At 63.5% G+C, this 19,041-nt stretch carries 24 protein-coding genes; 12 read left to right on the forward strand and 12 right to left on the reverse strand.

Annotated features, from left to right (window positions below):
• The coding region (locus HP546_RS11310) for an LOG family protein (protein WP_172224562.1) at positions 1 to 721 on the reverse strand (721 nt) is incomplete at its 3' end.
• 160 nt (positions 722 to 881) lie between these two features.
• On the opposite strand from HP546_RS11310, the gene HP546_RS11315 reads away from it, so the two are divergent.
• Positions 882 to 1,091, forward strand: a complete 210-nt coding sequence (locus tag HP546_RS11315; RefSeq protein WP_172224565.1) for a hypothetical protein — start codon at positions 882 to 884, stop codon at positions 1,089 to 1,091.
• A 17-nt stretch (positions 1,092 to 1,108) separates the two neighbouring features.
• On the opposite strand, the gene HP546_RS11320 is transcribed toward HP546_RS11315, so the two are convergent.
• A complete protein-coding gene (locus HP546_RS11320) occupies positions 1,109 to 1,528 on the reverse strand; it encodes a quorum-sensing-regulated virulence factor family protein (RefSeq protein WP_172224568.1) in 420 nt (139 codons plus the stop codon).
• A 217-nt stretch (positions 1,529 to 1,745) separates the two neighbouring features.
• On the opposite strand from HP546_RS11320, the gene HP546_RS11325 reads away from it, so the two are divergent.
• The 3 genes from HP546_RS11325 to HP546_RS11335 all read left to right on the forward strand — a co-directional run bounded on the left by HP546_RS11325 (position 1,746) and on the right by HP546_RS11335 (position 3,725).
• The gene (locus HP546_RS11325; RefSeq protein WP_172224571.1) at positions 1,746 to 2,456 is read left to right on the forward strand and encodes a tRNA-uridine aminocarboxypropyltransferase; all 711 of its coding nucleotides are present in this window, start codon (positions 1,746 to 1,748) and stop codon (positions 2,454 to 2,456) included.
• A gap of 179 nt (positions 2,457 to 2,635) precedes the next feature.
• Positions 2,636 to 3,286, forward strand: coding sequence for a response regulator transcription factor ErdR (gene erdR, locus HP546_RS11330; RefSeq protein ID WP_172224574.1), 651 nt, complete (start codon positions 2,636 to 2,638; stop codon positions 3,284 to 3,286).
• Positions 3,287 to 3,359: 73 nt separating this feature from the next.
• Entirely contained in the window at positions 3,360 to 3,725 is a 366-nt protein-coding gene (locus tag HP546_RS11335) for a diacylglycerol kinase (RefSeq protein ID WP_010952700.1), read from the forward strand.
• Here the strand turns inward: HP546_RS11335 and finR are convergent.
• The gene (finR, locus tag HP546_RS11340) at positions 3,722 to 4,648 is read right to left on the reverse strand and encodes a LysR family transcriptional regulator FinR (RefSeq protein ID WP_172224577.1); all 927 of its coding nucleotides are present in this window, start codon (positions 4,646 to 4,648) and stop codon (positions 3,722 to 3,724) included. The two genes, HP546_RS11335 and finR, sit on opposite strands and share 4 nt — an antisense overlap.
• A 117-nt stretch (positions 4,649 to 4,765) precedes the next feature.
• Between finR and fpr the strand changes: the two genes are divergently transcribed.
• Positions 4,766 to 5,545: a ferredoxin-NADP reductase gene (fpr, locus tag HP546_RS11345; protein WP_033700840.1), complete on the forward strand. Its 780-nt coding sequence runs from the start codon at positions 4,766 to 4,768 to the stop codon at positions 5,543 to 5,545.
• A gap of 170 nt (positions 5,546 to 5,715) precedes the next feature.
• On the opposite strand, the gene HP546_RS11350 is transcribed toward fpr, so the two are convergent.
• Both HP546_RS11350 and HP546_RS11355 read right to left on the reverse strand, forming a co-directional pair.
• Positions 5,716 to 6,237: a SprT family zinc-dependent metalloprotease gene (locus HP546_RS11350; protein WP_172224580.1), complete on the reverse strand. Its 522-nt coding sequence runs from the start codon at positions 6,235 to 6,237 to the stop codon at positions 5,716 to 5,718.
• A 107-nt stretch (positions 6,238 to 6,344) separates the two neighbouring features.
• Positions 6,345 to 6,944 (reverse strand): Yip1 family protein, encoded by a 600-nt coding sequence (locus tag HP546_RS11355; protein WP_172224585.1) that lies wholly within the window; start codon positions 6,942 to 6,944, stop codon positions 6,345 to 6,347.
• Between the two features lie 261 nt (positions 6,945 to 7,205).
• Between HP546_RS11355 and ttcA the strand changes: the two genes are divergently transcribed.
• Both ttcA and HP546_RS11365 read left to right on the forward strand, forming a co-directional pair.
• Positions 7,206 to 8,030, forward strand: a complete 825-nt coding sequence (gene ttcA, locus HP546_RS11360; RefSeq protein ID WP_172224588.1) for a tRNA 2-thiocytidine(32) synthetase TtcA — start codon at positions 7,206 to 7,208, stop codon at positions 8,028 to 8,030.
• 4 nt (positions 8,031 to 8,034) lie between these two features.
• Complete coding sequence (locus HP546_RS11365) at positions 8,035 to 8,706, forward strand: DNA-3-methyladenine glycosylase I (RefSeq protein ID WP_172224591.1); 672 nt, start codon at positions 8,035 to 8,037, stop codon at positions 8,704 to 8,706.
• A gap of 132 nt (positions 8,707 to 8,838) precedes the next feature.
• On the opposite strand, the gene HP546_RS11370 is transcribed toward HP546_RS11365, so the two are convergent.
• The 3 genes from HP546_RS11370 to arsC are packed head-to-tail and all read right to left on the reverse strand — an operon-like array spanning position 8,839 to position 10,200.
• Positions 8,839 to 9,252: a DUF2069 domain-containing protein gene (locus HP546_RS11370; protein ID WP_172224595.1), complete on the reverse strand. Its 414-nt coding sequence runs from the start codon at positions 9,250 to 9,252 to the stop codon at positions 8,839 to 8,841.
• Entirely contained in the window at positions 9,245 to 9,850 is a 606-nt protein-coding gene (gene wrbA / locus HP546_RS11375; RefSeq protein ID WP_172224597.1) for an NAD(P)H:quinone oxidoreductase, read from the reverse strand. The genes HP546_RS11370 and wrbA overlap by 8 nt, the downstream gene beginning before the upstream one ends.
• A complete protein-coding gene (gene arsC / locus HP546_RS11380; RefSeq protein WP_172224601.1) occupies positions 9,847 to 10,200 on the reverse strand; it encodes an arsenate reductase (glutaredoxin) in 354 nt (117 codons plus the stop codon). Before arsC ends, wrbA begins: the two co-directional genes overlap by 4 nt.
• A gap of 85 nt (positions 10,201 to 10,285) precedes the next feature.
• On the opposite strand from arsC, the gene HP546_RS11385 reads away from it, so the two are divergent.
• Complete coding sequence (locus HP546_RS11385; RefSeq protein ID WP_172224604.1) at positions 10,286 to 10,750, forward strand: peroxiredoxin family protein; 465 nt, start codon at positions 10,286 to 10,288, stop codon at positions 10,748 to 10,750.
• Positions 10,751 to 10,873: 123 nt separating this feature from the next.
• Here the strand turns inward: HP546_RS11385 and HP546_RS11390 are convergent, their stop codons facing one another.
• Genes HP546_RS11390 through HP546_RS11405 form a run of 4 tightly spaced genes read right to left on the reverse strand, consistent with a single transcriptional unit; the run spans position 10,874 to position 15,515 of the window.
• Positions 10,874 to 11,278, reverse strand: coding sequence for an META domain-containing protein (locus HP546_RS11390; RefSeq protein ID WP_172224607.1), 405 nt, complete (start codon positions 11,276 to 11,278; stop codon positions 10,874 to 10,876).
• Positions 11,275 to 11,712, reverse strand: coding sequence for a hypothetical protein (locus HP546_RS11395; RefSeq protein WP_172224610.1), 438 nt, complete (start codon positions 11,710 to 11,712; stop codon positions 11,275 to 11,277). Before HP546_RS11395 ends, HP546_RS11390 begins: the two co-directional genes overlap by 4 nt.
• A 31-nt stretch (positions 11,713 to 11,743) precedes the next feature.
• Positions 11,744 to 12,733 carry a 2-hydroxyacid dehydrogenase gene (locus tag HP546_RS11400; protein ID WP_172224613.1) on the reverse strand — a complete coding sequence of 330 codons (990 nt, stop codon included), beginning with the start codon at positions 12,731 to 12,733 and terminating at the stop codon, positions 11,744 to 11,746.
• 28 nt (positions 12,734 to 12,761) lie between these two features.
• Positions 12,762 to 15,515: a response regulator gene (locus HP546_RS11405; RefSeq protein WP_172224616.1), complete on the reverse strand. Its 2,754-nt coding sequence runs from the start codon at positions 15,513 to 15,515 to the stop codon at positions 12,762 to 12,764.
• Positions 15,516 to 15,708: 193 nt separating this feature from the next.
• Between HP546_RS11405 and HP546_RS11410 the strand changes: the two genes are divergently transcribed.
• The 4 genes from HP546_RS11410 to HP546_RS11425 all read left to right on the forward strand — a co-directional run.
• The gene (locus HP546_RS11410; RefSeq protein ID WP_172224619.1) at positions 15,709 to 16,428 is read left to right on the forward strand and encodes a response regulator transcription factor; all 720 of its coding nucleotides are present in this window, start codon (positions 15,709 to 15,711) and stop codon (positions 16,426 to 16,428) included.
• A gap of 3 nt (positions 16,429 to 16,431) precedes the next feature.
• The gene (locus HP546_RS11415) at positions 16,432 to 17,793 is read left to right on the forward strand and encodes a sensor histidine kinase (RefSeq protein WP_172224622.1); all 1,362 of its coding nucleotides are present in this window, start codon (positions 16,432 to 16,434) and stop codon (positions 17,791 to 17,793) included.
• A 129-nt stretch (positions 17,794 to 17,922) separates the two neighbouring features.
• Positions 17,923 to 18,822: a cysteine synthase CysM gene (gene cysM, locus HP546_RS11420; protein ID WP_172224625.1), complete on the forward strand. Its 900-nt coding sequence runs from the start codon at positions 17,923 to 17,925 to the stop codon at positions 18,820 to 18,822.
• Positions 18,823 to 19,041, forward strand: a 219-nt coding sequence (locus HP546_RS11425; protein WP_172224628.1) for a TRAM domain-containing protein, incomplete at its 3' end; no start/stop codon positions are given.

The following is a 19,041-nucleotide window of genomic DNA, read 5'->3' on the forward strand; positions in this document are numbered from 1 at the left end:
GGATGTAGCGGTTTTCTTCCAGCTGGCGGCTGATGAAGTCCAGGCAGTCGCGCCAGAAGCTGCCGCCGGGCGAATCCAGCAGCACCACCGGAACCAGCGGGCTCTTGCCCGTCTGGATCAGGGTCAGTACCTCCAGCGCTTCATCCAGCGTGCCGAACCCGCCCGGGCACAGCACCAGGCCGTCGGCTTCCTTGACGAAGAACAGTTTGCGGATGAAGAAAAAGTGGAACGGCAGCAGCTTGTCGGTGCCATCCACTGTGGGGTTGGCGTGCTGTTCGAAGGGCAGGGTGATGTTGAAGCCCAGGCTGTGTGCACTGCCAGCGCCTTCATGGGCAGCCGCCATGATGCCGCCGCCGGCGCCAGTGATAACCATCAGGTCGGAGCGCGCCAAGGTGGCGCCCAGCTCGCGGGCCAACGCGTACATCGGGTGTTCCAGCGGCGTGCGCGCCGAGCCGAATACGGTTACCTTGCGCCGGCCTTTGTAGCGTTGCAGGGTGCGGAACGACTGGTCCAGTTCACGCAGGGCCTGCAGGGTGATCTTCGCGCTCCAGCGGTCGCTGTCGTCATGGGCCATGCGCAGGATGGTCAGCATCATGTCGCGATACAGCGGCAAGTTGGGGCTGTCGGGGGCTACCAGTTGCAGTTGTGCGTCGATGTTGCTCAGGTCGATGTTGTTGTCGTGGAAGTGGCTGAACAATTGTTCGTTCGATTGGTAAGGCATGCAACGTCTCCTTCTGCACCAATACCTCTGACCTCAATCTAGACCCTCCGGCCCGATCGTGCCGGAGTGTTTACCGCAGCCGCCCGTCGGTATACCGCCACTGGCGGTGAGGGTTTGGTTAACTGGTGAAGCGAAACGTGTCGATGCAGGAGGTGGCGGTATGCATCGCTTGACCATCGAGGTGGACGGGCAGCTCTATCAGCTGCTTGAGAACGCGGCCCAGGTGCATCACCTGAGCCTTGAGGCCGAGTGTCGGCGCCGTTTATCAGGGCTGGAGTGCCAGTCGCGTTACTTGCAGGCGTTGCTGGCTGACATGCGCGCCGATGCTGACGATGGGCGCTGGCGCGCCCGTGAAGACGAAAAGGTATAGCTGCATAACAGCTGTTGTTACTTCTTCTTGTTGCCTGCCACGCAGCTGGCGCTGTCGAAGGCCTGATCCATGACCGGCTGGTTGGTCTTGTAGACGGTAAAGCGGTAGACCATTACCGCACCTTTGGACATCAGGTTGCGGTAGCCGCTGTTACGGCAGACGCTGTCGCCTAGCTGGCTGCGCACCTGCGCCGGGTTGGCCTGCATGCGCTCGGCGTGGCTCTGGCGCACGCTCAGGTGGTTGACCAGTGCCTTGCCTTCTACGGTGTAGCCCTGGTCGAGGATGTCCTCGTTGATTGCGCGCGGGGTGCCGACGCTGCTCTCCTTGGCGACCTTCTGCAACGTATTGTTCAGGTCGTAATCCTGCTTGGAAGCCGCGTGGGCTGCCAGGGGCAGAGCGAGTAGCAGGCTCAGGGCGGGGGCTATAAGGCGCAGCATGAATCTCTCCTGGTTCGATGACTGGCGCTTTGACATGCGCGGGCCGGCGGTGTTCCGTGAACCGTGCGGGCGCGAAGTTAAGGCACGGTAAAGTGTCGATTATAAGGGCCGCCTTGCCACCTGCACAGCAAATGGCCGCCGTTCTGGTAAACTGGCTCCCTTGTTTTTTTCGAGCCATCCTTGTGCCCATTTCCAACCTGTCCAGAGGCCTGCCGGCATGAGCCATGCGGTAGCGCGCCTGCGCGCCGAACGTCTGGCCCGCAGCGTCAAGCCTTTCATCGCCCGCGGCTCACGTGCCGAGCGCTGCCCGGCTTGCCGGGTCATCGCCACCCATTGCCTGTGCGCCTGGAAACCCCGCGTGCAGGCCGAATCGGGTGTATGCCTGCTGATGCACGACACCGAGCCGTTGAAGCCCACCAACACCGGCTGGCTGATCGCCGACCTGATCGACGACACCGCCGCCTTTGGCTGGCTGCGTACCTCGGTAGACGAGGGCTTGCTGGCCTTGCTCGACGACCCGCGCTGGCAGCCCTATATCGTCTTCCCTGGCGAGTTCGTCGCCCAGGAGCGGGTTGTCACTGAAGTGGTGCGTGAGCCGGGCAAACGCCCGCTGTTCATCCTGCTGGATGCCACCTGGACCGAAGCGCGCAAGATGTTTCGCAAAAGCCCGTACCTCGACCGCTTCCCGGTGTTGAGCCTGGAGGCCGAGCAGATGTCCCGCTACCGCCTGCGACGCTCCAAGCGGGACGATCACTTCTGCACGGCGGAAGTCGCGGCCATGTGCCTGGACCTTGCCGGTGACAGTCAGGCCTCGCAGGCGCTGGATGCCTACCTGGATGTGTTCAGCCTGCATTACCTGAGCGGCAAGCGGCGCTTGCCGCTGGACGACCAGGACGACACCCACCAGCGTTTGCATACCTTCCTATAGTCCAAGGGGCACAACCCCTGCTTTGGTTCATAATGACGGAGCTGGCAGCCAGGGTGGGCGAGACGGCAGGGCGATTGGCTTGATCACCCTCGACCGTGCTCGGCCTCCTTGGCGCCGATTCCCCACCGGGCGCTTCCCTTACCCCCGAACGCCCGGCACAGAACAGGATCCCTAGATCGATGGCCACTTACGAAATCCTGATTGCCGATGACCACCCACTGTTCCGTGGCGCTCTGCGCCAGGCCGTTACCCTTGGCCTGGGCCCGGATGTACGCCTGGTCGAAGTCGCGAGCATTGCCGAGCTGGAAGCCCGCCTGAGCGAAAAAGCCGACTGGGACTTGGTGTTGCTGGATTTGAACATGCCGGGGGCCTACGGTTTTTCCGGGCTGGTGCTGCTACGCGGGCAATACCCGCAGATCCCCGTGGTGATGGTTTCGGCCCAGGAAGAGGCCGCCGTGGTGGTCAAGTCCCGCGAGTTCGGCGCCAGCGGTTTCATCCCCAAGTCCAGCACCCTGGAAGTGATTCAGGATGCCGTGCGCAAGGTGCTCGACGGCGAGGTCTGGTGGCCACCGCAGGCGTTCGAGAAGGTCGATGTATCGGCCGAGGCCAAAGCCGCCAGCGAAGGCCTGGCCAGCCTCACGCCGCAACAGTTCCGCGTGCTGACCATGGTCTGCGAAGGCTTGCTGAACAAGCAGATTGCCTATGAGCTCAGCGTCTCCGAAGCGACCATCAAGGCCCACGTGACCGCGATCTTCCGCAAGCTGGGGGTGCGTACCCGGACCCAGGCCGCGCTGTTGCTGCAACAACTTGAATCGGTTGCCAGCAACTGACTGCGCCTGGCTTCACGCTTTTTTGACCCGTGCCGGTCTAGTCTGCTGGCCTTTCTGTCGTTAAGTGACTCACATGACATCGCCATTCAAGGGCCAGACCGGCCTCAAACGCATTTTCAACGCTGCCGGGTATTCGCTGGACGGCCTGCGCGCCGCTTTCAAGGGCGAGGCGGCGTTTCGCCAACTGGTGCTGCTTAACGTGCTGCTGATCCCGATTGCGTTCTGGCTGCCGGTCAGCCGCGCCGAGCGGGCGATCATGATCGCGGTGTGCCTGCTGGGGTTGATCGTCGAGCTGTTCAACTCGGCCGTGGAAGCTGCCATCGACCGCATTTCGCTGGAGCGCCACCCCTTGTCGAAAAACGCTAAGGACATGGGCAGCGCTGCGCAGCTGGTGGCGCTGACCATGGTGGCGCTGGTGTGGGGCGTGATCCTGCTTTAAGCGATCGGCGGCAGCACGATTTCATCACTGCGGGTAAAGCCCGCGGTGAAGTTGCGGCATAGCTCGAGGAACTCGCGCATGGCCGAGGTCTGGTACTTCTGTTTGTGCCAGATGAAGTAGAACTGGCGCATCAGGTCCAGTTCGGGGGTTTCCACCGGCACCAGGCTGCCGCGGCGGAATGCGTCACGCAGGGCCAGGCGCGATATGCAGCCGATACCCAGGCCTGACTCCACCGCCCGCTTGATCGCCTCGGTGTGCTCCAGCTCCAGGCGTATATTGAGGTTGGCGCGGTGATGGCGCATGGCCTGATCGAAGGTCAGGCGCGTGCCCGAGCCTTGCTCACGCAGTATCCACGCCTCTTGCGACAGGCTTTCGATGTCGGCGCGGCCCAGCTTGGCCAGCGGGTGCTGCGGCGCGCAGAACACCACCAGCTCATCCTCTACCCATGGCTGTACTTCCAGGTCCGGGTGGTTGCAATCACCCTCGATCAGACCCAGATCAATTTCGTAGTGAGCCACTTGCTGCACGATATGCACGGTGTTCTGTACATGCAGTTTTACCTGGCTTTCCGGGTGGCTCTGCATGAAGCTGCCGATCAGCAGGGTGGCCAGGTAGTTGCCGATGGTCAGCGTGGCGCCGACCGCCAGCGAGCCGAACCCGGACTTGCCATTGAGCAGGTCTTCGATCTCCTTGGCCTGGTCGAGCAGGGCCACAGCCTGGGGCAGCAGTTGATGGCCCAGGGCGTTCAGCGCCAGGCGCTTGCCGGCACGGTCGAACAGCTGGCAGCTTGATTGGCGCTCCAGCTCAGTGATCGAAGTGCTGGCAGCCGACTGCGACAAGGCCAGCAGGCTGGCGGCTCGAGAGACGCTCTGGTGCTGGGCTACGGCGACGAAGACTTGCAGTTGACGGAGTGTGAATCGCATATCGATATAACCGATAACACATATCTTGATAATCCAGTTAACAGATATTGTCGCTGCCCCTAAACTATCGCGCAACTGCGCGTTTTGCGCGCTGCGTTTTCTTCAGGAGCCCCATCGATGAGCAACATGAACCACGAACGTGTCCTCAGTGTGCACCACTGGAACGACACCCTGTTCAGCTTCAAGTGCACCCGCGACCCGGGGCTGCGCTTCGAGAACGGTCAGTTCGTGATGATCGGCCTGCAGCAGGAAACCGGCCGCCCGCTCATGCGTGCCTATTCCATCGCTTCGCCGAACTGGGAAGAGCATCTGGAGTTCTTCAGCATCAAGGTGCCGGACGGTCCGCTGACCTCGCAGCTGCAGCACTTGAAGGAAGGCGATGAGATCATCATCAGCAAGAAGCCTACCGGTACTCTGGTGCTCGACGACCTGAACCCGGGCAAGCACCTGTACCTGCTGAGCACCGGCACTGGCCTGGCGCCGTTCATGAGCGTCATCCAGGACCCGGAAACCTACGAGCGCTTCGAAAAGGTGATTCTGGTGCACGGCGTGCGTTACGTGAACGAAGTGGCCTACCGCGAATTCATCACCGAACACCTGCCGCAGAACGAGTTCTTCGGTGAGTCGGTCCGCGACAAGCTGATCTACTACCCGACCGTGACCCGTGAGCCGTTCGAGAACCAGGGTCGTCTGACCGACCTGATGCGCAGCGGCAAGCTGTTCAGCGACATCGGCCTGCCACCGATCAACCCGCAGGACGACCGCGCGATGATCTGCGGCAGCCCGAGCATGCTCGACGAGACCAGCGAAGTGCTGGACAGCTTCGGCCTGAAGGTTTCGGCCCGTATGCGCGAGCCGGGTGACTACCTGATCGAGCGTGCTTTCGTCGAGAAGTAAGCGCAGGCTGGTATGAAGAAGGCGACCCTCGGGTCGCCTTTCTTATATCTGGTATCCATGCATTGCCTGGTCCGGCCCTATCGCCGGCAAGCGAGCTCCCTCAGGTTCGGCACAGCATTCCAAACCTCTGCTGTACCTGTGGGAGCTGGCGGTGCAAGGCAAAACCCGGTCTATTCGACCCGCGTCTCGCCGCTGTACACCAGAATCGCTCGGCACCGCTTGCACAGGTACCGCCGCCCTTGACGCACCAGCTTGTGGCGCTGTGCAGTGAAGGGGAAGTCACTCTGCGGGCACGGGCAGCGGTAGATATAGCGAGTGGCCACGCGCCGTTGCACTTCGTAGTTGTGGCAGCGGTTGGGCGGCAGTTCGTAGACCCCGCGCATGATCAGCTGCCATTCCTCGCCATGGGCCTGGATGCGTTCGCCGAACAGCTGGTGGGCCACCAGATGCGCCACTTCATGGGCTACGGTCTGACGCAGGAAATCATCCTGGTTTTCCCGGTACAGCTGCAAGTTGAAGCGCAGCAGGTTCTCGTGCAGGTGCGCGACTCCGGCTTTTTGCCCGCGCAGCCTGAAGCTGACTTCCGGGCGCGGAAAGGAGCGTTTGAAGAAGGTTTCGGCTTGCTGGTAACAGATTTCGACGCGTTGTTTGAGCAACTCGGGCATGGCGGCATGGTTCTCCTGACTGGTCATTATGCCGCAGCCGCGAGCCGCCTGCCGAGCCACCGCCCGTCAGCGCACAGCCAGAGGCCGCCTCGCGGCGGCCTCTGGTTGATGCCCCAGTGTTGGTTGAGTCTGTTCTAGTTGGTGTAGACGGGCCCCACGCCCAGTCCCCAGATGATCACCGTGGCGGCCATGATCGCCACCAGTACCACAAGGCCTACCGCCAGCACCGAGCTGGAGAACAGGAAGCCTTCGTCAGGCGGAATGTTCATGAACGTCGGCAAGCCGACATACAACAGGTACACGGTGTAGCAGATTGCAGCGGTGCCGATCAGCATGCCCAGCCACAAGTGCGGGTACAGCGCGACCAGGCCGCCGATGAACAACGGGGTGGCGGTATAGGTGGCAAACGCGATGCATTGCGCCATGGACGGGTTGGCATCGTAGGTGCGCGCCATCCAGTGGATGAACGCGCCCATCACCGCAACACCGCCGAGCATTGCCAGGTAAGACATGATGCTCATCCAGAGCGCGCTTTCCATGGTCAGCATCACGGCGGGTCGGTCGCCGATCACCCAGCCAACCTGGGTGGTGCCGATGAACGCCGAAATAGCGGGAATGGCTGCCAGGATCAAGGTGTGCGTCAGGTACATGTGGCTGATGGTTTCTTCTTCGCCACGAATTTCCCGCCATTCCTGGTCGGGATGGGTAAACAGCCCCACAACGTGATGAATCATGCCTTCACTCCTCTCAATGTTGCCAAGCGCCCCCCGAATGGAGCGCATGCGGCCAGGGGCCTGAACACAGATGCAAGCGGTAATGTGGCCTTATGTCGCAGTATAGGAAGCCGTTACCGGCACAAACCGGGCTTTTTAGAGCAAATTGCGCTTTAGGGCGTGCTGCTGATTACATTGAAGTCTTTGTCGGAATGCCTACAGTGATGCCGCGTTTGTGGGTAAAATAGCCGGCTTTTGTCACACCTCGCGGATCCAAGCGCTATGGGCACCCTCTCGGTCAACCAGAACAAACTGCAAAAACGCCTGCGTCGTCTCGCTGGCGAAGCCATCACCGACTACAACATGATCGAGGATGGCGACAAGGTGATGGTCTGCCTGTCCGGCGGCAAGGACAGCTACACCATGCTCGACGTTCTGTTGCACCTGCAGAAGGTGGCACCGATCAAATTCGAGATCGTCGCGGTGAACATGGACCAGAAACAGCCGGGCTTTCCCGAGCACGTGCTGCCGGCCTACCTGAAGGAACTGGGCGTCGACTACCACATCGTCGAGAAGGATACCTACTCGGTGGTCAAGGAGCTGGTACCCGAGGGCAAGACCACCTGCTCGCTGTGCTCGCGCCTGCGCCGTGGCACCCTGTACACCTTCGCCGACGAAATCGGCGCGACCAAGATGGCGCTGGGGCACCACCGCGACGACATCGTCGAAACCTTCTTCCTCAACATGTTCTTCAACGGCGCGCTCAAGGGCATGCCGCCGAAGCTGCGTGCCGACGACGGCCGCAACGTGGTGATCCGCCCGCTGGCCTACTGCCACGAGAAAGACATCCAGGCCTACTCGGATATGAAAGAGTTCCCGATCATTCCTTGCAACCTGTGCGGCTCGCAGGAAAACCTGCAACGCCAGGTGGTCAAGGACATGCTGGTGGAGTGGGAGCGCAAGCACCCGGGCCGTACCGAAAGCATCTTCCGCGCCATGCAGAACGTGGCGCCGTCGCAACTGGCCGACCGCAACCTGTTCGACTTCACCAGCCTGAAGATCGACGAAAGCGCCACCCCGCGCTTCCTCGACGTGCTGAACATCTGAAGCCATGCGCGATTACCAGTGGCTGCACGAGTATTGCCTGAACCGTTTTGGCTCGGCCCAGGCCCTGGAGGCCTTCCTGCCGCAGCCGCGCACCCCGGCGCAACTGCGCGACATCAGTGACGACCGCTACCTGTCGACCCTGGCCCTGCGCGTGTTCCGCGCCGGGCTCAAGCACAGCCTGGTGGATGCCAAGTGGCCGGTGTTCGAACAGGTGTTCTTCGGCTTCGACCCGGAGAAGGTGGTGTTGATGGGCGCCGAGCACCTGGAGCGGCTGATGCACGACGAGCGCATCATTCGCCACCTGGGCAAGCTCAAGAGCGTGCCGCGCAATGCCCAGATGGTGCTGGATATCGCCAAGGCGCACGGCAGCTTCGGCGCGTTCGTCGCCGACTGGCCAGTGACCGATATCGTCGGCTTGTGGAAGTACCTGGCCAAGCACGGCAACCAGCTGGGCGGGCTGTCGGCACCGCGCTTTCTGCGCATGGTCGGCAAGGATACGTTCATCCCGACCGATGACATGGCGGCGGCATTGATTGCGCAGAAGGTGATCGACAAGCAGCCGACCAGCCTGCGCGACCTGGCGCTGGTGCAGCAGGCGTTCAACCAGTGGCACGAAGAGAGCGGGCGGCCGTTGTGCCAGCTGTCGGTGATGCTGGCGCATACCGTCAACCATTGAGATTGCTGGGGCCGCTGTGCGGCCCAATCGCCGGCAAGCCAGCTCCCACAGAGACCTCACAAGTCCTCAGTACTGTGCAATATCTGTGGGAGCTGGCTTGCCGGCGATTGGGCTGCAGAGCAGCCCCCGAATTCAACTGCCTTCGCCCGCGATGCGCCGCTCATGCTGGAACTTCCAGCGCACATACAGCAGCCCGGCAATGAACAGCCCCAGGCTGACCAGCACCTCAAGCCAGCCAAACACCGCCCGCGCTGGGTCGAACGCTGCCAGCACGCCCTTGATGAAATAAATATTCACCACGAAGCAGGTCCAGGCATGTGCCCGGGCGCTGCCCGACAGCATGCCTGGCAGCAACAGCAGCAGCGGTACCAACTCGATGGCCAGGATCACTTCGACCCGTGCCCCATGCAGGTTCGCGAACCACAGGTTGTTCACCAGTAGCAGGGCGATCAGGCCAAGGAACAACGCAAGGCTCAGCGCCCGCGTCAGGCGCAGGCGCGGTGCCAGCCAATCCAGTGGCGGCAACACCTTGGGCTGTTTAGCCACGCGCGGCCTCCAGGGCTTTGGCGGTGGTCGCCAGGCGTTGCCCAAGGGCGCGGCACAGGGCGATTTCATGTGGGTCGAGTTCACGCTTGCCATCGGCGCCCGCATGATGGCTGGCGCCATAAGGCGTGCCGCCGCCACGGGTGTCCAGCAGCGCCGATTCGCTGTAGGGCAGGCCCATCACCAGCATGCCGTGGTGCATCAGCGGCAGCATCATCGACAGCAAGGTGGTTTCCTGGCCGCCGTGCAGGCTGGCGGTGGAGGTGAACACGCCAGCCGGTTTGCCGACCAGCTCACCGCCCAGCCACAAGCTGCTGGTGCCATCGAGGAAGTATTTGAGCGGCGCCGCCATGTTGCCGAAGCGGGTAGGGCTGCCCAGTACCAGCCCGGCGCAGTGGCGCAGGTCGTCCAGGGTGGCGTACAGCGCGCCACTGGCCGGGATGTCCGGGGCCACCGCTTCGCATTCGGTGGATATCGCCGGCACCGTACGCAGCCGCGCCTCCATGCCGGCCAGTTCGACGCCGCGGGCAATGTGCCGGGCCATTTCGCTGGTCGAACCATGGCGGCTGTAATACAGCACCAGGATGAAGGGCGCGCTCACGGCAGGATCTCCAGCACTTTTTCTGGCGGGCGACCGACCACGGCCTTGTCACCGGCAACCAGGATCGGCCGTTCGATCAGCTTGGGGTGTTGGGCCATGGCTTCGATCAGTTGCGTATCGGTCAGCGCCGGGTCGGCCAGGTTGAGGGTTTTGTACTCGTCCTCGCCAGTGCGCAGCAGTTGGCGTGGGGCGATGCCCAGCTTGCCGAGCAGGGCCTTGAGGGTAGCGGCGTCGGGCGGGGTCTCGAGGTAGCGCACGATGGTCGGCGCCAGGCCGCGGGCTTCGAGCAGTTCCAGCGCGCCGCGGGATTTCGAGCAGCGCGGGTTATGATAGAGCGTCAGGTCGGTCATGTCGGGTCGCATCCAGCAGGGTGTGGCGGCTATTCTAACCGCAGCGACTGACCCATTTGCTTTAAAACTCGAGAAGGATTGACCCATGGCAAGGCGTCTGGCAGCAGTACTGGCCATCACCGCGAGCTTGTTGCTCGGTGGTTGCGGTGCCGATTATGGCGTGGACCAGCACGGTAATACGGTTAAGGCCGAGCAGATCGAAGGGCACTGGCTGGTGCTCAACTACTGGGCAGAATGGTGCGGGCCGTGCCGTACCGAAATCCCTGAACTGAACAGCGCGGCCAAGCAGTGGGCTGCCGACGGCGTCAAGGTGGTGGGGGTGAACTTCGACGGCTTGCAAGGGCAGGACCTGAAGCAGGCCGCGGAAACCCTGGGCATCGGCTTCACCGTGCTGGCCCAGGACCCGGCCGAGCGCTATGACCTGCCTCGCAGCGAGGCGCTGCCGGTCACTTACATCATTGACGACAAGGGCAAGGTGCGTGAGCAACTGATGGGTGAGCAGACCCTGGAAGGGTTGCAGGCCAAGATCAAGGCCCTGAAAGGCGCCTGATGTTCGCCTGTGCCGGCCCTGTCGCCGGCAAGCCAGCTCCCACAGGACCGCACAGCATTTGAAACCTGCGTTGTACTTGTGGGAGCCGGCTTGCCGGCGATGAGGCCGGTACAGGTTGGCGCTTCAGCCTTCTTCAGGCCAGAAGCGCAGCGGCTTGCCCTCGGCCGGCCATAAGCGCATCTGCTCCACCGGCGACACATCCCAGCGCTGCACGGTCTCAAGCGCCTGCAGGAAGCGCTTCTCCTGCTCCATCAACGCCGGCGCGCACAGCTTGCGGGTCTTGCCGACCTTGCCGAAGCTCAGGTGCTTGCCGTCCAGCGTGTAGGGCGCAAACCAGTGGTTGCAGCCGCCGTTGCCATAGGCACGGCCGTCGCTGGCCAGGGTTAGCGTCAGGTGGCTGTAATCGATCAGCGGGCGTTCGCCAATCCATTCCAGCACGTAGCTGCGCTCCTGTTGCAGCTTGGATGGTTCTGCGGCGCAGCCGAGCAGGCCGGTGGCAATCAGCGCGCCGGTCAGCAGATTCTTCACTCGGCGCTCTCCTGGCAACGCGGGCACAGGTGCTTTTCACCACGGCTGGCCCAGCCCAGCTCGGCGATACGCGCGCTGGCGGCTGGCTGGCGGGCTTTCTTGCCCAGCTTGGCGTCGACCGCAAACTCGAAGTCCAGCACGGCGTCGCAGCTGTCGCACTCGACCTGCCAGCTGAGGATTTCCAGCTCGTTGAACAGCGGGCCGCTGGCCACGGCAACCCATTGGCCGCGCGGATTGATCAGGTGGCGCACGCTCTCCACGGTCAGGCGCATGGACAAGTCCTTGCTGCCTTTGAGGGTGACCAGCAGGGTATCGCCTTTGTGCATCGAGCCACCGTTGCCGGTGACCTGGTAGCGGCCCGGCACCAGTGCACGGCACTCGATCAGGGTGTGTTGCGGGTTGAAAAGGGTGTAGCGGAAATCGTGCTCGACCATGGGTCCTCCAGAAATGCCGCGTATCCTAGCATTAACCCGAGACCTGATTCTGCGGATTGCCTGCCGCCCAGCGGCTGATGTTGTCCAGCGTGGTCGCGGCAATGGCATCCAGCGCCTCGCGGGTGAGAAAGGCCTGGTGGGCGGTGATGATCACGTTGGGGAACGTCAGCAGGCGGGCCAGCACATCGTCCTGCAGCGGCAAGTCGGAGCGGTCCTCGAAGAACAGCTGTGCTTCTTCTTCATAGACGTCCAGGCCCAGGTAGCCGAGCTGGCCGCTTTTTAGCGCGTCGATCAGTGCCGGGGTGTCGACCAGTGCGCCGCGGCCGGTGTTGATCAGCATGGCGCCGGGCTGTAGTTGCGCCAGGCTGTGCGCGTTGATCAGGTGCCGGGTGTGCTCGGTCAACGGGCAATGCAGGCTGATGATGCGCGCTTCGCGCAGTAGCTCGGGCAATGTCAGGTAGCGCGCCCCCATGGCCAGCAGCTCTGGGTTGGGGTAGGGGTCGTAGGCCAGCAACTGGCAGCCGAAACCGGCCATGATACGGGCGAACGCGACGCCGATCTGGCCGGTGCCGACCACACCGACGGTTTTGCCGTGCAGGTCGAAGCCGGTCAGCCCGTGCAGGGTGAAGTCACCTTCGCGGGTGCGGTTGTAGGCCCGATGCAGGCGCCGGTTCAAGGCCAGGATCAGTGCCACGGCGTGCTCGGCCACTGCGTGTGGCGAGTATGCCGGCACGCGTACTACCGCCAGGCCCAGACGCTCGGCGGCGGCCAGGTCGACGTGGTTGTAGCCGGCCGAACGCAGCGCGATCAGGCGTGTGCCTCCTTCGGCCAGGCGCTGCAGCACCCCGGCGTCGAGCTCGTCGTTGATGAACGCGCAGACGACTCCGTAGCCGCTCGCCAGCGCGGCGGTGTCGAGGGTCAGGCGGGCGGGTTGGAAATGCAGCTCCAGGCTGCTGCCGATGGCGGCGCGGGTGAAGCTTTCCTGATCATAGTGCTGGCTGCTGAATAACAATGCGCGCATGGTGGGGCTCCTTGATCATTGCTCGATTTCAGGCGCTCAGGCGGGCCTGTGCGGCCAGGCGATTGATTGCCGCATCCAGCTCATCCAGGGCCTGTTGCACCAGCGGGCTCTCCTGCTTGAGCAAGGTCTCGCTGCGCTGGCAGGCCGCGCGCAATTGCGGTACGCCGCAATAGCGCGAGGCACCGTTCAGGCGGTGTACCTGTTCGATCAGGCCGTCGCGGTCATCAGCGTCGCGGGCGCTGCGGATGGCTTCGCGGTCGGCATCCAGCGAGGCCAGCAGCATGCTCAGCATGTCGGCCGCCAGATCGGCTTTGCCAGCCGCCAGGCGCAGGCCTTCCTCAGCGTCCAGCACCTTCAGTTCGTCGCCATTGACCAGTTGCTCGGCCTGCAATTGCTGCGGCATGCCAAGGCTGAGGCCGGTCCACTTCATCACCACCTGGGCCAGTTGCCGCTCGCTGATCGGCTTGGTCAGGTAATCGTCCATGCCGCCGTGCAGCAAGGCGCGTTTTTCGTTGGCCATGGCATGCGCGGTGAGCGCGACGATCGGCAGCGGGTTGCCGCTTTGGGTGTTTTCCCACTGACGGATCTGTTCGGTGCAGGCGCGCCCGTCCATGCCCGGCATCTGCACGTCCATCAGCACCAGATCGAACGGCTCGCCCTGCACGGCCTGTACCGCGGCATATCCGTTGTCGACTGCCAGCACCTCGGCACCCAGGTCTTCAAGAAGCGTCTGCACCAGCAGCAGGTTGGCGGCATTGTCATCGACGCAGAGGATCCTCGGCTGGCGCTGACCAATGGCGCTGCTGGCCTCGCCCAGCGGTCGGCGCGGTTGTACCAGTTCCAGCAGCAGGCGGCGCAGCTTGCGCGTGCAGGTCGGCTTGGACAGCAACTGGCCGTGGCCGTTGGGCAGGTAAGGGTGGTACAGCGCCTGCTCGGTGGTCGGGCACAACACTACGCACTGGCACTGGTTGCGCTCGAGCTGCTGGTGGTATTTGCCCAGTTGTTCGGGCGACAGGTTGCCCAGGTTGGCCCCGAGCACGGCCAGCTCGAACGGCTGGCCAGCCTGGCTGGCGGCCTGCACCGCTTGCAGCAGCTGGTCGTAGGTGGCGAACAGGCTGACGCTGAGGCCGCAGTCTTCCAGCTGGTGCTCCAGCGCCTGGCGCGCCAGCTCGTGGCCGTCGACGATGGCAGCACGGCGGCCCAGCAGCGGCTGCAGCGGCAGTTCCTCGATATCGTCGTGGGCCTTGGGCAGGTTGAGGCTGATCCAGAATTGCGAGCCTTCGCCCGGGGTGCTGTCGACGCCAATTTCGCCACCCATCTGCTCGATCAGGCGCTTGGAAATCACCAGCGCCAGCCCGGTACCGCCAGGCTGGCGGGCCAGCGAGTTGTCGGCCTGGCTGAACGCCTGGAACAGCGTGCGCACATCTTGTGGCGACAGGCCGATACCGGTGTCCTGCACGCTGATGCGCAGCTGGGCGTAGTCTTCGTGTTCGTCTTCGAGCATGGCACGCACGACGATGGTGCCTTCGCGGGTGAACTTGATGGCGTTGCTGACCAGGTTGGTAAGGATCTGCTTCAGCCGCAGCGGGTCGCCGACCAGCGACGAGGGCGTATCGCGGTAGATCAGGCTGAGCAGCTCCAGCTGTTTGGCGTGGGCGGCCGGGGCGAGGATGGTCAGGGTGTCCTGGATCAGGTCGCGCAGGTTGAACGGGATACTGTCGAGGACCAGCTTGCCGGCCTCGATCTTGGAGAAGTCGAGGATCTCGTTGATGATGCCCAGCAGGTTGTCGGCAGACTTTTCGATGGTGCTCAGGTAGTCCAGCTGGCGCGGGCTCATCTCGCTTTTCTGCAACAGGTGGGTAAAGCCGAGGATACCGTTGAGCGGGGTGCGGATTTCGTGGCTCATGTTGGCCAGGAACTCCGACTTGATGCGGCTGGCCTCCAGCGCCTCCTTGCGCGCCATGTCCAGCTCGATGTTCTGGATCTCGATGGTTTCCAGGTTCTGGCGCACGTCCTCGGTGGCCTGGTCGATGCTGTGCTGTAGCTCCTCGTGGGCGTTGTGCAGGGTTTCGGCCATGCGGTTGATGCCGCGCCCCAGCTCGTCCAGCTCGTGGCTGCCCATGGCGGGCAGACGTTCTTCCAGGTGGCCGTCCTTGAGCTGGTTGACCGCGTGCTTGATGCGCTCGATAGGGTCGTTGATGGTGCGGCTCATGCGCAGCGCCAGCAGGCCGCTGAGCACCATGCAGGCGAGGATCAGCAACAGGCTGGTGAACAGGTTGCGGTACCCGCGCAGCAGCGTGCCGTCGTGCGACAGCTCTATCTCGACCCAGCCCAGCAGGCGTTCGGCTTCGGCCGGTACGGCATCGGTGGCCAGGTCGCGGTGGTGGCCGAACACCGGCATCAGGTAGCGGGTGGCGTCATTGCCGCTGCGCTGCAGCAGCTGGGTGCCGGTGCCGCCGCTGGGTGGCTGGTTGAGCATGCTGGGGCCGGCGTGGGCCAGGCGCGTGCGGTCCGGGGCAAGGAAGGCAACTGCGCGCACATCAGTTTGCTCGAGGGTTTGCGCGGCGATGCGCTCCAGTTGCGCCGGGGCCAGTCGGGCCATGGCAGGCGCGGCCAGCGGCGCCAGTTGCTCGGCGATCATCTTGCCCCGCTGCAGCAGCTGGGTACGCAGGTCGTTCTGTTGCAACCAGATAAAGTAGCTGCCCAGCACCAGGGCCATCAGGCCCGCTGGCAGCAGGGCCAGCAACAACACGCGGCTGCGGATTCCCAAGCGATCGAGCACACTCGCCTCCTGTGATGTGCCTGGATGCCGTCAAGCGCTGACGGCCAAGCCGGCAAGTTACTCCGGCTGCGATGCTATTGCACCTCTTTAGTAGGTGTTTTGCGCCGCTGCAGGGGCATTGGTCGCAGGGCGGTTGCCTGGCAGGCGTTAGATGCTCAATAATCGCGCAATTGAGAATAAATGGCAGTTGCCAATGAATCCTGTAACTATTTACAACTCCAGCATCCTTGCCATCGAGGATGATCCGGTGCTTGGCGCCTACCTGCATGAAGAATTGCAGCGTGGCGGTTTTCAGGTGACCTGGTGCCGCAACGGCCTGGAGGGCCTGGAAACAGCAGGGCGCCAGGTGTTCGATGTGGTGCTCATGGATATTCTGCTGCCCGGGCTCAACGGCCTGGACGCGCTGGCACAGTTGCGCACGCGCAGCGCCACGCCGGTGATCCTGATGTCGGCGCTGGGCGCCGAGGCAGACCGCATCAGCGGCTTCCAGCGGGGTGCCGACGATTACCTGCCCAAGCCGTTCAGCATGGCCGAGCTGCGGGTGCGCATCGAGGCAATCCTGCGCCGCGTGGCGCTGGAGCGTCGCCACCAGGCCCCGCAGGAGCAGGCCGGCTGTGGCGAACTGCAATTCGACGAGGGGCTGTGCGACGTGCGCCTGGATGGCCGCCTGGCAGGCCTTACCCCCAGCGAATTCCGCCTGTTCGACATCCTCAACCGCAACCTCGACGACGTCCTGAGCAAGCCTTTCCTGTATCAGCAAGTGCTGCAGCGTGGCTATTCGCGGCATGACCGCAGCCTGGACATGCACGTCAGCCAGATCCGTCGCAAGCTCAAGGGCATCGGCTATCACGAACGGCAGATTCGCACGGTATGGGGCAAGGGCTACGTGCTCAGCGCCAGCGAGGTGGAGTGAGGCATGCTCGACCGCCATTCGCTGTTCTGGAAGCTGGCCATCCTGCTGGTGGGCTTCTGCCTGCTGATGATCGGCCTCAGCTACACCTGGGGCCGGCACATGGAAACCCAGAACGCCTTCCTGTCGGAGCCTGCGCGGCAGGCGTTGCGTGGCTACGCTGGCGAGGCCGAGCAGGCCTGGCGCACCGGGGGGCGCACAGGGCTGGACCGCTGGGTGACGACGATGCACCAGCGCGAACGGGGTTGGGTGGGTGTGCTTGATCTGAACTTGCGGCCGCTCGACAGTGCCACCCTGAACCCGCAGATCATGCAGCGACTGACACGCCTGCGCGGGGTCGACTGGCCCATGAGCCGGCGCAGCGTCAACCAGCCATGGGTGCGCATACCGTTCCCGGGGGCGCCGGAGCAGGGCATGCTGGTGATCGAACTGCCGCAGCGGTTCAACCCGGACCAGCACCGGTTGCTGTGGCGCATTGTCACCAACGGCATCATCCCCGGGCTGTTCACCTTGATGCTGTGCGTGGGCCTGTATCGCATGTTGATCGTGCCGCTGAACCAGTTGCGCGAGCAGGCCAATGCCTGGCGCGCCGATCAGCTGTCGGCACGCCTCGACTCGCGCACCATTGCCCGGCATGACGAGCTGGGGGAACTGGCCCGCGCCTTTGACCAGATGGCCGAGCGGCTGCAGGGTACGGTGGCCATGCAGCAGCAGTTGCTGCGCGACTTGTCCCACGAAATGCGCACGCCGCTGAGCCGGCTGCGGGTAGCCTGCGATGGCGAAACCGACCTGCAGCGCCTGCGCGAGCGCCTGACCCGTGAAGTGGACTGCATGCAGCAACTGGTCGAGGACACCTTGCAGCTGGCCTGGCAGGACGCCGAACGTGCGCCGATGAACCTGGAGCCGATCGAGGTCCACGCACTGTGGGAACTGCTGGCCGAAAACGCCAGCTACGAGAGCGGCTGGTCGCCTGTGCGCCTGCGTTGCGAGGTGCCGGCCGATTGCTGGGTGGAGGGCAACCTCAACCACCTGGCCCAGGCGCTGGAGAACATGTTGCGCAATGCCATCCGTCATTCGCCGGCCTGTGGCCTGGTGCGCCTGGGCGGGCAGCGCGAAGGTGGTTACTGGTGGCTGTGGCTGGAGGATGAAGGCGGTGGCGTGGCCGAGGATGACCTGGAGCGGATCTTTGCGCCGTTCTCACGGCTGGACGGTTCACGGCCCGGGGACGGTGGCTTCGGGCTGGGGCTGAGCATCGCCCGCAGTGCCATCCAGCGCCAGGGCGGGACCCTGTGGGCGCAGAACGGCAAGCGCGGGCTGCGGCTGTGGATGAGGTTGCCGCTACATGCGCCGGCCGCCGCAGCGGCCTAGACGGCAATCATTCCATTCAAATCAGGCTTATATAGCTTGTAGCTATATGCACCACAGATTGCGTGATATGGCCCGGAAGGGTTTGCCGGTATGATAGGCGCCCCTGCCGTCCGGATTGTGAAACACGCCATGACCTTGCAGTACCCAACCATCGCCGATTGCGTCGGCAATACGCCTCTGGTTCGCCTGCAGCGCATCGCTGGCGAAACCAGCAATACCCTCCTGCTCAAGCTCGAAGGTAACAATCCTGCCGGCTCGGTAAAAGACCGCCCGGCGCTGTCGATGATCACCCGCGCCGAGCTGCGCGGCCAGATCAAGCCCGGCGATACGCTGATCGAGGCTACCTCCGGCAATACCGGTATCGCCCTGGCGATGGCGGCGGCGATCAAGGGTTACAAGATGATCCTGATCATGCCCGACAACTCCACCGCCGAACGCAAGGCTGCCATGACCGCTTATGGTGCCGAGCTGATCCTGGTGACCAAGGAGGAGGGCATGGAAGGCGCCCGTGACCTGGCCGAGAAGCTGCAGGCCGAAGGCCGCGGCATGGTCCTCGACCAGTTCGCCAACGGCGACAACCCGATCGCCCACTACAACAGCACCGGCCCCGAGATCTGGCAGCAGACCCAGGGCAGCATTACCCACTTTGTCAGCTCCATGGGCACCACCGGCACCATCATGGGCTGCTCGCAGTACCTGAAGGAGCAGAACCCCGCTGTGCAGATCATCGGCCTGCAGCCGATGGAAGGCTCGGCCATTCCGGGCATCCGCCGCTGGCCCGAGGAGTACCTGCCAAAGATTTTCGACGCCACCCGCGTCGACCGTGTGGTCGACATGTCGCAGCAGGAAGCCGAAGACACCACCCGCCGCCTTGCCCGTGAAGAGGGCATTTTCTGCGGTGTGTCCTCTGGTGGTGCGGTTGCAGCCATGCTGCGCCTGTCCCGCGAAGTGGAAAATGCCACGATGGTCGCGATCATCTGCGACCGTGGCGACCGTTACCTGTCCACCGGCCTGTTCGATCCGAGCTAAATGTCCAAGAAAAAAAGCAACAGCGGCCTGCGCTTCCAGCCAGCCGGCGGCAACCGCAGCGCCCAGGTCCCCGTGGGCAAGAAACAGCGCCTGGAAATCGAGCGCCTGGCTGGTGATGGCCGTGGCATCGCCTTTGTCGAGGGGCGTACCTGGTTCGTCAGTGGCGCCCTGGCCGGTGAGGCCGTGGAGGCGCGGGTGCTCAATGCCCGCGGCAAAGTG

The sequence above is a fragment of the Pseudomonas sp. CM25 genome (assembly GCF_013179705.1).
In the GTDB taxonomy this organism is placed as follows: domain Bacteria; phylum Pseudomonadota; class Gammaproteobacteria; order Pseudomonadales; family Pseudomonadaceae; genus Aquipseudomonas.

Excerpts from the sequence above, each read along its gene's own strand:
- HP546_RS11350 (WP_172224580.1), bottom strand. The coding sequence starts at position 6,237 with ATGACCAGTCAGGAGAACCATGCCGCCATGCCCGAGTTGCTCAAACAA.
- ttcA (WP_172224588.1), top strand. The coding sequence starts at position 7,206 with ATGGGCACCCTCTCGGTCAACCAGAACAAACTGCAAAAACGCCTGCGT.
- arsC (WP_172224601.1), bottom strand. The coding sequence starts at position 10,200 with ATGACCGACCTGACGCTCTATCATAACCCGCGCTGCTCGAAATCCCGC.
- HP546_RS11410 (WP_172224619.1), top strand. The coding sequence starts at position 15,709 with ATGAATCCTGTAACTATTTACAACTCCAGCATCCTTGCCATCGAGGAT.
- cysM (WP_172224625.1), top strand. The coding sequence starts at position 17,923 with ATGACCTTGCAGTACCCAACCATCGCCGATTGCGTCGGCAATACGCCT.
- HP546_RS11315 (WP_172224565.1), top strand. The coding sequence starts at position 882 with ATGCATCGCTTGACCATCGAGGTGGACGGGCAGCTCTATCAGCTGCTT.
- HP546_RS11355 (WP_172224585.1), bottom strand. The coding sequence starts at position 6,944 with ATGATTCATCACGTTGTGGGGCTGTTTACCCATCCCGACCAGGAATGG.
- HP546_RS11395 (WP_172224610.1), bottom strand. The coding sequence starts at position 11,712 with ATGGTCGAGCACGATTTCCGCTACACCCTTTTCAACCCGCAACACACC.
- finR (WP_172224577.1), bottom strand. The coding sequence starts at position 4,648 with ATGCGATTCACACTCCGTCAACTGCAAGTCTTCGTCGCCGTAGCCCAG.
- HP546_RS11335 (WP_010952700.1), top strand. The coding sequence starts at position 3,360 with ATGACATCGCCATTCAAGGGCCAGACCGGCCTCAAACGCATTTTCAAC.
- HP546_RS11365 (WP_172224591.1), top strand. The coding sequence starts at position 8,035 with ATGCGCGATTACCAGTGGCTGCACGAGTATTGCCTGAACCGTTTTGGC.
- HP546_RS11415 (WP_172224622.1), top strand. The coding sequence starts at position 16,432 with ATGCTCGACCGCCATTCGCTGTTCTGGAAGCTGGCCATCCTGCTGGTG.
- HP546_RS11400 (WP_172224613.1), bottom strand. The coding sequence starts at position 12,733 with ATGCGCGCATTGTTATTCAGCAGCCAGCACTATGATCAGGAAAGCTTC.
- HP546_RS11325 (WP_172224571.1), top strand. The coding sequence starts at position 1,746 with ATGAGCCATGCGGTAGCGCGCCTGCGCGCCGAACGTCTGGCCCGCAGC.
- HP546_RS11385 (WP_172224604.1), top strand. The coding sequence starts at position 10,286 with ATGGCAAGGCGTCTGGCAGCAGTACTGGCCATCACCGCGAGCTTGTTG.
- HP546_RS11320 (WP_172224568.1), bottom strand. The coding sequence starts at position 1,528 with ATGCTGCGCCTTATAGCCCCCGCCCTGAGCCTGCTACTCGCTCTGCCC.
- fpr (WP_033700840.1), top strand. The coding sequence starts at position 4,766 with ATGAGCAACATGAACCACGAACGTGTCCTCAGTGTGCACCACTGGAAC.
- erdR (WP_172224574.1), top strand. The coding sequence starts at position 2,636 with ATGGCCACTTACGAAATCCTGATTGCCGATGACCACCCACTGTTCCGT.